Source organism: Trinickia fusca (assembly GCF_003628145.1).
Lineage (GTDB): Bacteria > Pseudomonadota > Gammaproteobacteria > Burkholderiales > Burkholderiaceae > Trinickia > Trinickia fusca.
In genome coordinates, this window is record NZ_RBZV01000005.1 from 311,794 (window position 1) to 324,732 (window position 12,939).

The 12,939-nt window shown below is 61.8% G+C and carries 7 protein-coding genes; all 7 read left to right on the forward strand.

The window, feature by feature from the left end; translation table 11 throughout:
- Window positions 1–2: 2 nt before the first annotated feature.
- The 7 genes from D7S89_RS15500 to D7S89_RS15530 all read left to right on the forward strand — a co-directional run bounded on the left by D7S89_RS15500 (window position 3) and on the right by D7S89_RS15530 (window position 12,734).
- Window positions 3–4,868: an NAD-glutamate dehydrogenase gene (locus D7S89_RS15500; RefSeq protein ID WP_121278577.1), complete on the forward strand. Its 4,866-nt coding sequence runs from the start codon at window positions 3–5 to the stop codon at window positions 4,866–4,868.
- A gap of 4 nt (window positions 4,869–4,872) precedes the next feature.
- Window positions 4,873–5,967 (forward strand): selenide, water dikinase SelD, encoded by a 1,095-nt coding sequence (selD, locus tag D7S89_RS15505; protein WP_121278578.1) that lies wholly within the window; start codon window positions 4,873–4,875, stop codon window positions 5,965–5,967.
- A 151-nt stretch (window positions 5,968–6,118) separates the two neighbouring features.
- The gene (locus D7S89_RS15510; protein WP_121278579.1) at window positions 6,119–8,557 is read left to right on the forward strand and encodes a mechanosensitive ion channel domain-containing protein; all 2,439 of its coding nucleotides are present in this window, start codon (window positions 6,119–6,121) and stop codon (window positions 8,555–8,557) included.
- 135 nt (window positions 8,558–8,692) lie between these two features.
- Window positions 8,693–8,986 (forward strand): nucleotidyltransferase family protein, encoded by a 294-nt coding sequence (locus tag D7S89_RS15515; RefSeq protein ID WP_121278580.1) that lies wholly within the window; start codon window positions 8,693–8,695, stop codon window positions 8,984–8,986.
- 22 nt (window positions 8,987–9,008) lie between these two features.
- Window positions 9,009–9,380, forward strand: a complete 372-nt coding sequence (locus D7S89_RS15520; RefSeq protein WP_121278581.1) for a HEPN domain-containing protein — start codon at window positions 9,009–9,011, stop codon at window positions 9,378–9,380.
- A 370-nt stretch (window positions 9,381–9,750) separates the two neighbouring features.
- Window positions 9,751–11,925 (forward strand): metallophosphoesterase, encoded by a 2,175-nt coding sequence (locus tag D7S89_RS15525; protein WP_183085215.1) that lies wholly within the window; start codon window positions 9,751–9,753, stop codon window positions 11,923–11,925.
- 419 nt (window positions 11,926–12,344) lie between these two features.
- On the forward strand, window positions 12,345–12,734 hold the full coding sequence (locus D7S89_RS15530; protein WP_147426669.1) for a hypothetical protein: 390 nt from the start codon (window positions 12,345–12,347) through the stop codon (window positions 12,732–12,734).
- Window positions 12,735–12,939 lie beyond the last annotated feature (205 nt).

Here is a 12,939-nt window from a genome sequence, read left to right on the forward strand (position 1 = left end):
CCATGCTTGCGAAGAACGAAGAAGCCGTTGCGCACCTGCTTGCCGATGTCATCGACTATGCGCGCGGCCGGTGGCCCGAAGCCGCATTCGGCCCGCTCGAATCGTTCCTGCGCTCATACTACGAACTCGTCGACGCGCAAGACCTGCAAAGCCGCAGCATTGCCGATCTGTACGGCGCGGCGATGGCGCACTGGCAGACCGCGCAGCGGTTCGTGTCCGGCACCGAAGCGTTGCGGGTCTATAACCCGGTGCTCGATGAGCATGGTTGGCATTCGGATCACACCGTCGTCGAGATCGTCAACGACGACATGCCGTTTCTCGTCGACTCGGTGACGATGGAGGTCAACCGCTGCGGCTTTACGCTGCACTCGGCCATTCACCCCGTGTTTCGCGTGTGGCGCGACCAGAACGGCGCCATCGAGCGCATCGAACCGGGCGGCGCCGCGGCGGCGGCGGATGACGCCGCACTCAAGCATGCGCGGCTCGAATCGTTCATCCACTTCGAGGTCGACCGCTGTGGCGACGCGGCACGCCTGGCCGAATTGCGCGCGCACATCGCGAGCGTGCTCGGTGACGTGCGCGCCGCGGTCGAGGACTGGCCAAAGATGATCGACGTCGCCAAGCAGACGATCAAGCGGATCGGCGCACGCGACAGCAGCCCCGAGGCGGCCGAATCCCGAGCCTTTCTCGAATGGATGGTCGCCGATCATTTCACGTTCCTTGGGCAACGCGACTACGAGCTCGTCAAACATGAGGGCACGCTTGCCCTGCGCGGCATGCCGGGCACCGGCACCGGCATCCTGCGCGAAAGCCTGCGCGAACCTGGCGCGGCCGACTACACGCCGCTGCCGCGCGCGGCCACCGAGATCATCGACGATCCGATGCCGCTGTTCCTCACGAAGGCCAATTCGCGCGCGACCGTGCACCGGCCCGGCTACCTCGATTACGTCAGCGTGAAGCTGTTCGGCGACGACGGCAAGCTGATCGGCGAACGGCGCTTTCTCGGGCTCTATACGTCGACGGCCTACACGGGTTCGAACGCCGACATTCCGATCGTGCGGCACAAGTGCGCGAACATCGTGCGGCGCGCGGGTTTTCTCGCCAAGGGCCATCTGCACAAATCGCTCGTGACCGTGCTCGATCAGTATCCGCGCGACGAGCTGTTTCAGGCGAACCAGGACGAGCTCTACGACATCGCGCTCGGCGTGCTGCGTCTGCAGGAGCATCAGCGCACGCGGCTCTTCGTGCGGCGCGACCGCTTCGAGCGCTTCGTGTCTTGCCTCGTGTTCGTGCCGCGCGACAAATACAACACCGATCTACGGCGGCGCATCGCGAAGCTGCTGGCGGGAGCGTTCAACGGCACGAGCGTGGAGTTCACGCCACTGCTGTCGGAGTCGCCGCTCGCGCGGATCCACATCGTCGTGCGCACGGGCCCCGGCGAGATGCCGCAAGTCGATACGCGCGAGCTCGAGGCGCGGCTCGTGCAGGCCACGCGGCGTTGGCAGGACGATCTGGCCGACGCGCTGCTCGAACGCTTCGGCGAAGAGGAAGGCAATCGCTTGCTGCAACGCTACGGCGAGTCATTCCCCGCTGGCTATCGCGAGGACTATGCGGCGCGCACGGCGGTGCGCGACATCGAGCTCATGGAGGCGGCCTACGGCGGCAAGCCTCTGTCGATGAACCTGTACCGACCGATCGAAGCGGGGCCGCGCGCGTTCAGGTTCAAGGTCTATCGCGCGGGCCAGTCGATCGCGCTGTCGCGTTCGTTGCCGATGCTCGAGCACCTCGGCGTGCGCGTCGACGAAGAGCGCCCCTACCTGATCGAGCCGCAAGGCGAGGCGCCGGCATGGGTGCACGACTTCGGGCTGGAGATCGCCGATGAGGACGAGTTCGACATCGAGCACGTGAAGGCGCTGTTCGAAGAAGCGTTCGCGCGCATGTGGGCCGGCGAGATCGAGAACGACGACTTCAACCGGCTCGTGCTGCGCGCCCAGCTCGGCGCGCGCGAAGTGTCGATTCTGCGCGCGTACGCGAAGTATCTGCGGCAAGTCGGCTCGACGTTCAGCGACGCCTACATCGAGCGTGCCGTCACCGGCAATCCGGGCCTCGCGCGTGGGCTCGTCGATCTGTTCGTCGCGCGCTTCGATCCGGCCGTCGGCTCGGCGCAGGCCGCGCGCACCGACGCGCTGCTGAAGCAGATCGAAGCGGCGCTCGACACCGTGCCGAATCTCGACGAGGACCGCATCCTTCGGCAATTCCTCGGCGTCATCAATGCGACCGTGCGCACGAACTACTTCCGTCGCGACGCGCACGGGCAGCCGCTGCCGTATCTGTCGTTCAAGCTCGATCCCACGCTCGTGCCAGGGCTGCCCGAGCCCAAGCCGATGTTCGAGATCTGGGTCTATTCGCCGCGCGTCGAAGGCGTGCACCTGCGCGGCGGACGCGTCGCGCGCGGTGGCCTGCGCTGGTCCGATCGGCGCGAGGATTTCCGCACGGAGGTGCTGGGGCTGATGAAGGCGCAGATGGTCAAGAACACCGTCATCGTGCCGGTCGGGTCCAAGGGCGGCTTTGTCGTCAAGAATCCGCCGCCCGCCGGCGAGCGCGAAGCGATGATGCGCGAGGGCATCGCGTGCTATCAGACGTTCCTGCGCGGGTTGCTCGACGTGACCGACAATCGCGTGAGCGGGGGGATCGTACCGCCCCCCGAAGTCGTGCGTCACGACCCTGACGATCCGTATCTCGTCGTGGCCGCCGACAAAGGCACGGCCACGTTCTCCGACTACGCCAACGCGATTTCGCACGACTACGGCTTCTGGCTCGACGATGCATTCGCGTCGGGCGGCTCGGTCGGCTACGACCACAAGAAGATGGGCATCACGGCGCGCGGCGCGTGGGAGTCGGTCAAGCGGCACTTCCGCGAGATGGGCGTCGATACGCAGACCATGGACTTCACCGTCGTCGGCATCGGCGACATGTCGGGCGACGTGTTCGGCAACGGCATGCTGCTGTCGCGCCATATCCGGCTCGTTGCGGCGTTCGATCATCGCCATATCTTTCTCGACCCCGATCCCGATCCTGCGACGAGCTTCGAGGAGCGCACGCGCCTGTTCGCGCTCGAGCGCTCGAGCTGGGCCGATTACGATCGCTCGTGCATCTCGGCGGGCGGGGGCGTGTACCCGCGCACGGCCAAGACGATTGCGATCTCGCCTGCCGTGCAGGCGGCGCTCGGCATTCATGCGACCACGCTGCCGCCCAACGAGTTGATTCGCGCGATCCTGCTTGCGCCCGTCGATCTGCTCTACAACGGCGGGATCGGCACCTATGTGAAGGCTACGCGCGAGACGCATGCGCAAGTGGGCGATCGCGCGAGCGACAGCGTGCGCGTGAACGGCGCCGACCTGCGCGTGAAGGTGGTGGCCGAGGGCGGCAACCTGGGCCTCACGCAGCTCGGCCGCATCGAATATGCCCAGAAGGGCGGCCGCATCAACACCGACGCGATCGACAATTCGGCGGGCGTCGATTGCTCCGATCACGAGGTCAACATCAAGATCCTGCTCGGCCTCGTGGTGGCCGACGGCGAGATGACCGAGAAGCAGCGTAACGCGTTGCTGGCCGAGATGACCGACGAGGTCGGACAGCTCGTGCTGCGCGACAACTATCAACAGACGCAGGCGCTGTCGATCGCGGGACGTTACGCGCCCGAGCTGTTCGAGGCCGAGGTGCGGCTCATGCGTTCGCTCGAGCGGATGGGCCGCTTGAATCGCACGATCGAGTTCCTGCCCAACGACGAAGAGGTGGCCGAGCGCCAGGCGGCCAAACAAGGTTTGACCTCGCCCGAGCGAGCCGTGCTGCTCGCGTACAGCAAGATGTGGCTGTTCGATGAGCTGCTCGAATCGGACGTACCTGAAGATTTGCTGGTGGCCGACATGCTGCGCGACTATTTTCCGAAGCCGCTGCAGACGCGCTTTGCCGATACCAGCACGCGCCATCCGCTCAAGCGCGAGATTCTGGCCACGCATTTGGCCAACGCGCTGATCAATCGCGTGGGATCGACCTTCGTGCATCGCTTGCAGGAAGAGACGGATGCCAAGCCTAGCGACATCGTGCGCGCATGCATCATGGCGCGGGACGTGTTCGATATCGACGACGTGTGGCGCCGCATCGATGCGCTCGATAACCGCGTGGCCGACGACGTGCAGGCGCGCATGTTCGTCGAGGTCGCGCGGCTCGTCGATCGCGCGGCGCTGTGGTTCTTGCGGCATTTGCAAATGGTTGGCGTCGACCGCACGGGCGGCGACGGGGTGACCGCGCTCATCGCGCGCTGCCGCGACGCGGCTGAACGTCTCGCGCCGCAACTGCCGCAGCTGTTGCCGAGCGCCGATCTCGATGCGCTGGCCGAGCGCCGCCGCTCGTTGGAGGAGGCCGGCGTCGACGAGCAACTGGCGATGCGCGTGGCGAGCGGCGACATTTCCGCCGCGTTGCTCGACATCGCCGAAGTGGCTGCGACGACCGAGCAGCCGATCGAGCTCGTCGCCGGCGTGTACTTTGCGCTCGGCACCGTGGTCAACTACGGCTTCATCGCCGAGCGCGCCGCCGCGTTGCCGACGCATACGCATTGGGACCTGCTCGCGCGCGCGGCAGCGTTGGCCGAGTTCGCACGCTTGAAGCGCGCGTTGACGGTCAGCGCGCTCGCGCAGGAGTCGGCGGGCAGCACGGTCGACGCGATCGCGCACGCGTGGCGCGACAAACGCACGGCACCGCTCGAGCGCTACGGACAATTGCTGACCGAACAGCGTGCGAGTGGCGGGGCGAGTCTCTCGATGCTGCTCGTCTTGGTGCGCGAGATGGCGGTGCTCGAGCGAGCGTAAGGCGATGGATTCCGAAGCGACTTCCGCCGACGCGACCAATGCGATCGGTGCGCACGCGGCGACGCCACGTCTTACGAGCTTGTCGCATGGCGGTGGCTGCGGCTGCAAGATCGCGCCCGGCGTGCTGGCCGATCTGCTTGCGCGTGCCGGCCGGAGCGTGTTGCCGTTTCCCGACTTGCTGGTCGGTACGGAGACGTCCGACGACGCGGCCGTCTACCGGCTCAACGACTCGCAGGCCGTCGTCGCGACCACGGACTTCTTCATGCCCATCGTCGACGATCCGTACGACTTCGGCCGCATCGCCGCGACCAACGCGCTGTCCGACCTCTATGCGATGGGCGCGCGACCGCTGCTGGCGCTCGCGCTCGTCGCGATGCCGATCGGCGTGTTGCCGCGTGAGACGATCGCACAAGTGCTGCGTGGCGGCGAGGATGTGTGTGCCGAGGCCGGCATTCCGATCGCGGGCGGCCACTCGATCGATTCGGTCGAGCCGATCTACGGACTGGCGGCGATCGGCGTTGCGCATCCGTCGCGGGTCAAGCGCAACGCATCGGCACGACACGACGATGTACTCGTGCTCGGTAAGCCGTTAGGCATCGGCATGCTATCGGCCGCACTGAAGAAAGACCAGCTCGATGCGGCCGGCTATGCGGCGATGATCGCGACGACGACCCAGCTCAATCGAACCGGCACTGCGCTGGCCGAACTCGACGACGTGCATGCGATGACGGACGTGACGGGCTTCGGCTTGCTCGGCCATGCGCTGGAGCTTGCGCGTGGCGCGAGCCTGGGCGTGCGATTGCACTATGCGCAATTGCCGTGGCTGCCCGGCGTGCAGGCGCTGTCCGAGCGCGGTATCGTCACGGGTGCGTCGGCGCGCAACTGGGCCTCGTATGGCGAGCACGTGACGCTCGATGACGCATTGCCGACCGTGGCACGCGCATTGCTCACTGATCCGCAGACTTCGGGCGGATTGCTCGTTGCGTGCGCGCCGCAGGCCGTCGACGACGTGCTCGCACGCTTCCGGGCCGACGGCTTCCTGCAAGCGGCGGTGATTGGACGCATGACGGCCGGCGAGCCGCGCATCGAGGTGGCTTAGGCCGTAGAGCCCCCGAGGCCGCGACGCCGTATAGATGCCGGTGCAGGGAATCCTTCGCGTGTGAACGAAGTCATATCGACATCGGGTGGGCGCCGCCATGGCATGGCGGGCCGCTTGCCTTCCGTCTTTTGCATCGCTTCTACACGGTCCTATGCGCAAACTCATTCTGGCTGGTCTGCTGTTCCTCTGTTTTGTTTCTTTGACATTTTTGACGCGTGAGGCCGCTTGGGCTGCGGCGCCTGCGCCCGCTTCGAATCCTTCTCCCGTCGCATTGACACCGGAGCAAGCGCGGCGCGCGCTGCAAGTGCTCAACGATCCGAAGGCCCGTGCCCAGCTTTCCGACACCTTGCGCGCGATCGCCGCCGCTGGGGCGTTGAGCGCGCCACCGGCCTCAGGGGCCGCTGCGGCCACGCCAGCTAGCGCCGCCTCGGGTGTCATGGGAGCCATCGCCGCGAACGGCCTTGCTTCGCAGGTTTCGCATCAAGTCGTCGGCGGCCTGCGCGAAGTCGGTGCGGCTGTGCGCCGCTCGACCTCTGCGCTGCTCGACATGCCCTCGGCCCGCGCGTGGTGGATCTACGAGATCCACAGCCCGTGGGGCCGCGCGCAGTTGAGCCGGCTCGCCTGGACGCTTCCGGCTGTGCTGTTTCCGGCTTGGTTCGTCGGCGCGGTGCTGGCTCGCGCGCTCAAGAAGCGCATTGCACTGCTTGCGGCCCGCAGCGAGGCGACCGACACCGCGGCTGCCGAGGCGGCAGCGGCAGCGAGTACCACAGCCAACCATTCCGACGAAGCAGCGCCGAAGCACAGTGTCGACATCGACGCCGAACGCGCAGAGCGTGCACAACGCAATGCGGCTTATGCGGGGCGCCATTGGTCGCTGCTGCAACGGTTGCCGTTCTCGCTGCTGCACGTTTTCCTGCGTGCGCTGCCAGTGGCCCTTACGGTTGGCATCGCGATCACGGCGATGTCGATGTTGACCGAGGACGGCACGCCCGAGGCCAGTGTGCTCGAATCGTTGATCGAGATCTATGCAATCGCACGCGGCGTGGTCCTCGCGGGCAGCTTCCTGTTCGCGCCGAATGCCGCGCGGCTGCGTCTGTTGCGGCTGTCGGATCAATGGGCGGCCTTCGGCATGCGTTGGATCGTGCGGCTTGCCGTGGTGCTCGGTATCGGCGCCGTGCTGGCGGCCACGCCCGTGCCGCTCGGCCTCACGCCCGATGCCCACCTCGGCATCGTCAAGCTCGTTACCTTGACCGGCCACGTGATGGTGACGATCCTGATCCTCCAGATCCGCCGCCCTGTGGCGGAGTGGATGCGCGGTTCGGCGGGAGGCTCGCGCCCGTTCGCGTTCATGGTCAACTGGCTGGCCGATGCGTGGGCCGGCATCGCGGTGTTCTTCGTGATCGCGCTGTGGTTCGTGTGGGCACTCGACGTGCGCAACGGCTATCGCCTGCTGCTGCATCACGGCGGCACGTCGGTGCTCATCCTGATCGGCGCGCGGCTCGCGGGTATTGTCACCTTCGGCGTGCTTGGACGCATTTTCAAGTCGGACGACGACGAGAGCGAGAAGGGCTCGATTGCCGTGCAACGCGCGCTTCGCTACTACCCGTTGCTGCGACGCCTGATCTCGATCGCGATCGTGCTCGTGGCCGCGAACTTCGTGCTCGGCGTGTGGGGTGTCGACGTATGGCAGAGCTTGATTGAGACGAGCGTCGGTCGTCGCTTCGTGTCGGCATGCATGACGATTGCAATCGCGACGTTGGCTGCGCTCCTGCTGTGGGAGGCGATCAACGTGTCGATCGAGCGGCGCCTTCATAAGTGGACGGCGGCCGGCGATCTCGCGCGTGCGGCGCGGCTGCGCACGCTGCTGCCGATGTTCCGTACGACGCTGCTGATCGGCATCGGGCTCGTCGTCGGGCTGACGGGCCTTAGCGAAATCGGCGTGAATATCGCGCCGTTGCTGGCCGGTGCAAGCATCTTCGGCGTCGCGCTGGGCTTCGGCTCGCAAAAGCTCGTGCAGGACTTCATCACCGGCATGTTCCTGCTGATGGAGAACGCGTTGCAGGTTGGTGATTGGGTGACGGTGGCGGGTGTGTCGGGGACCGTCGAGTATTTGTCGATCCGCACGGTGCGTTTGCGCGGGAGTGATGGTTCGTTGTATACGGTGCCGTTCAGTTCGGTTTCGACGGTCAATAACACCAATCGCGGGCTTGGCAATGCGGCGGTGAAGGTGTCAATCGCGTATGGGCAGGACGTTGATCGCGCGATCGCGACGCTGAAGGAGATCGGCGCGGCGCTGCGGGAGGATCCGCAGTTCAAGGATGGCATCGTGTCCGACTTCAGCTTTTGGGGCGTCGATCAGGTGGATGGCGCGATGGTGGCGCTGGTCGGGCAGATTCAATGTCGGGATTCGTCGCGCTGGCCTGTGCAGCGCGAGTTCAATCGGCGGATTCTCGAGACGTTTCGCGCACGGGGGATCGAGATTGCGAATCCGTTGCGCAGTGTGATGGTGCCGTATGCGGGGGCTGCGGCGCAGCCGGGTGTGATTGGCGAAAGCAATAGTAAGGGTGCATCCGACGCACCGCACGGGTGATGGATCGGCGCTTACGCATTTACGGCAGACAAGCGTAGACTCGTCAGTCATCATGAAGCGCCAAGACAGTCCGAGATCGCAATGGGAAAATCTGTTTTCGTCGATGCCGAAACGGCTCGAGCTGCGAGAGCGTTCATGGAACGCATCGGGGGCCGCTATGCCGTTAGTCAGGCGATCCTCTTCGGTAGCCGTGCGCGCCATACGCATCGGCCGGATAGCGACGCGGACATCGCTGTGGTGATCCGCGGCGAGCACGGTGCGCGCACGTCCATTGCGCTCGATTTGGCCGGAATCGCATTCGATGTGCTGCTCGATACCGGAGTACTGGTCGAAGCGCTGCCCATATGGGAAAACGAATTGGAGCACCCCGAGCATTTCAGCAACCCCGCATTGATCGAAAACATCCGCCGCGAAGGTATTCGCTTATGAGCATGACAGCAGGGGGTTTATCTTGCCAAAGCACGATCGTGCTTTGGCAGCGGCTTATTTGCTGTTGGATAGCGGTGACGTTGAAGGCGCGTGTAATCGCGCTTACTACGCGATGTTCTATGCGGCATATGTTGCGCTTCTTGCTGCTGGAGTTTCGTTCTCGGCCGAATCGTCGCTGAGAAAACACAGCGGATTGATCGCGGCATTCGGTTTGCAGCTGGTTAAGACAAACCTCGTCGCGCCGGAATTTGGCAGCGCTATCAATAAGGTAGAGCGACTGCGCCGGTTGGCAGATTACACGGGCGAGACGATTGCCGACGAAGACGCCCGTTGGGCGGTTGAGCAGGCGGACGCCTTCGTCGCCATGATTCGCTCGACGTTCATGCACCCCTGAGCCGGCCAAGCTTGCGGTTAGAGAAATTCTCACCCGATGTGATGCCGTGTAACGAGGGAGCAAAGGCGCTCCTCGCCGATCTCACTATAGTGGGATAGTGCCGTATGTGGGGGCGAGGGGGCTGCTCCACATGCAGCATAGCGGTTGGCTTACCGAGCCCCCTCTTCATCGGGCCGGGTTCTGCCATGAACGGACTTCACTGACCGGTGCGATCGCCAAAGGAAACGATTGTCACACAGCATACTGGTTGTAGTCACCGTGTTCCGAACGGGCTGCTCCCGGCTAAGCAACGACGTTGTCGTACAATGCGTCACGACCCAGAGCATAATCTTCAAGAGCACGTTCGATGACAATAACACGAGAGAAAATCTTGGCCGCATTCCAGCCGGCAAAGGAAATTTCCGACCCGAAGCGCTTTGCAGGAAGGCGCGAACAGCTAGAAAAGGGCGCGGAACTTTTGCTGGCGAGAGACCATATCTTCATTTACGGCCCACGAGGAATTGGCAAGTCGTCACTGGCGAAGCAACTTGAAATCATTGCGGGGGGGGAAGTCGGCATCCTTGCAGACATTGGCTCCGGCCTCGCCGATGAGGTATTCAGCTTTGTGACGTGCTACTTGGTCCGAGATGAGTCTGTCAACAACATCAATCAGTTGCTGTATCGATTGATCATAGACAGCGCGGCACTCGGGAAATTTTCAAAGCTCTTGTTGGAGTTCGGTGAGCCAGGCTCATATGTGCTTGGGCCAAGCCTCGATGCAAAACTTGTTTCTGATTTTTGGGCGCGCGCGAAGTCGATAGCTAAAACTGCATCGCATGGACTTGTAATTTTCATCGACGAATTTGAACTAATCGACCACCATGAGGGTTTCTCCTCGCTGTTGAAAGCCTGCCCGCCCGGAATTATTTTCGTCATCACAGGAATTGCGACTACTGAGCGCGAACTGGTTCGAGACCACAATTCTATCGATCGGCAATTAACTACGGGAAAGCTTCCTGTAGAAAAAATGCAGAATAGCGAGTTATTGACAGTAATCGACACGGCCGAACGATCAATCGCCAATGAGATCGTTTATTCTCGCGACGCCAAAGCTGACATGGTAAGACTTGTTTGTGGGCAACCTTACCTGCTGCACCTCATTGGGCGAACGTCCCTGCTGTCCGCGTTCAATGGCAAGGACAAAGTTATTGAACTAGGTGATCTGCAGAGGTCACTTTCAGACGTTGTACTCAAAAAAGCTGATTCTGGGCTTGAGCAGCGTTACTTACGAGCAATCGGGCATTCGACGCAACGAGAGACTGTCTTGCGCTTGTTTGCCCAGCACTGCAAGCCCACAGTACACACTTCGGTCGTGTACCCGGTGGCAGATGCCGAAGCCGTTTCCAATCCATCCTACTGGGTTGCCGACCTACAGAAAGACGCATACGGGCAAGAACTGAAAAAGGTCAAGGAGCACCACTACGCTTTCAGCGATCCGTTGTTCCAGGCGTATGTGGCTGCGACCCCACGCCGGCTAACGAAGGACCGGGAGTCATTGACGGACGAACAAAATGCAGACAGTAGCGCTTGCGTGGAGATCATCCATATGTCAGATCTTCATTTTGGGCAAGGTCACTATTTCTCGGACATTCCGCACGCAAGGGATGGTATTCCTCAAGCCGACAAAATTGAGCTGGCTGGCAGCTTCGAATTAGTCGCAAACACCGAAAAATTTGATTTCGACGTATTCGCTCTCACCGGTGATATTACTCAGCGCGGATTGAGTTCTGAATTTAAATCGGCTGCCAGTGCGGTCAATGAGATAATTCAGAAAAGGGTCACGCAAGATTCAGTGCCTGAAATAATTTTGGTTCCGGGCAACCATGACGTGAACTGGGCTCTGCAGAATGCGGACCCTGAATCAAAGTCGATCGGCTTTCAACCTTACGTAACCTTCCGGAATAGCCTGGTTCGGCGGCAACAGTTTGCGGCAAATCTGGAGCCAGAGCGAATGTATGAAGTCTTCGCTCTGGAACTTGGTGGGCTAAAAGTAGCTTTTGTTTCCTTTAATTCGGCTGTGCTAATCAAAGAGGGGGATGGCCGCGGATATATAGGTGCAAGCCAGTTGAACAATGCGCTCCATGAACTGGCAGATCGCTGCGGCGATGGGGCCTGGATAAAAGTAGCTTTGTTTCATCACCATATAGTTCCTGTGGTCAGCATAGAAGCTCAACTCGGTCAGGATCAGTTGATGTCTGACGCGGCGTTGGTAAAAAAGCGCTTGCTAGAGAGTGGCTTCTCACTTGTCCTGCATGGTCATCGACATCACGGTCACGAAGAGACGGTTGGCGATGGAACCAACAGCCTAGTGGTTGTTGGCTGCGGAAGCACGGGGGTCGGCGTCAAAGAGCGCGGCTCCCAACCGCTTCAGTTTAATCGGATTGTACTTAGAGCGTCCGGACGTGACCTCTTGATTTCTGTGATGCGCTACACGCTCGATACAGAAGTCGGGGAATGGAAAAGAGGTACCCCGAAGACTTTCCCTCTGGTTGGCCGCCTTTCCTGATTGGCAAGGGTGTATTCACTGTCTAATGGAATTGCTGGCATCGATAGATATAGCGAGTTCGCAATATCATAAGCCGGCGTTCGCGTAACGCCACGCTGCACGAAATACCGTGGCGGTCGACGAACTGGCCGGCAATCAACCCATCAACGGATGGCTCTGCTTTCGTAAGCTGTATGATCGTTCAGGGGCGGACCCGGCTGAAGGCATCTAGCCGAGTCCGGACATCAGCGGTCGTTGGTCGTCCTTCTTTGAGCGACTCATCCTGCAGCGGCTATTCACCACATCAAGACCATACTGGCGTAGCTGCGACGCAGAAAACAGAAGTGTGCACCCTTGCCTTTGTCGACTCTGGATGGACGAATGCCGGCCAACCCTTTTCGTGAACTCGCTCGAGCACGGCCCGTTCACAAACGTCATCCTTGAAGTCGCTTGCGCCATTGAAAATCCTCAGCATCCGCCTAGTCGCGACCCAGCGCCACGCGAAACCCGATATTACTCACTGGCACTTTATTCAGGACATGAAAATGAAACTTGTTGAATACATCAAACACCTCCAAGCCCTGCAGGAGAAGTATGAGGGACTGGATATTGAGGTCGCCCAGCTACACCCCAGAACACGCACCGACGCTGGTCTTTACGTCATACCTGCAAAAGCCCCCGTGATATGGCCAGCCGAAGCCGAAGCCGATGCCGATGCCGATGCGTCCAATCTCTCCTTAGTACGTCGTGACGCGTTGCCGCTTGATCCAGCTACCAAGCCGAAAGGCTCAGGCCCCGACGGCGTCATCATAGTGCTCGATGTGAATTGATTCCGGCTAGTCGGCGCGAACTACGCAGACTGTCCAACGTGTCCTTTTTCGGCCAACTGCGGGCGTTTGACTATGCTATCGAACGGCCATTCGAACGTCGGTTCCGCACTGCGGATTCAACCGGTCGATGCAACACACTAAAGGCTTTGCGAGCCTGAGGGGTGCTGCAAATGAAACAAAGACGGCGGATTTACTACACCGAGAC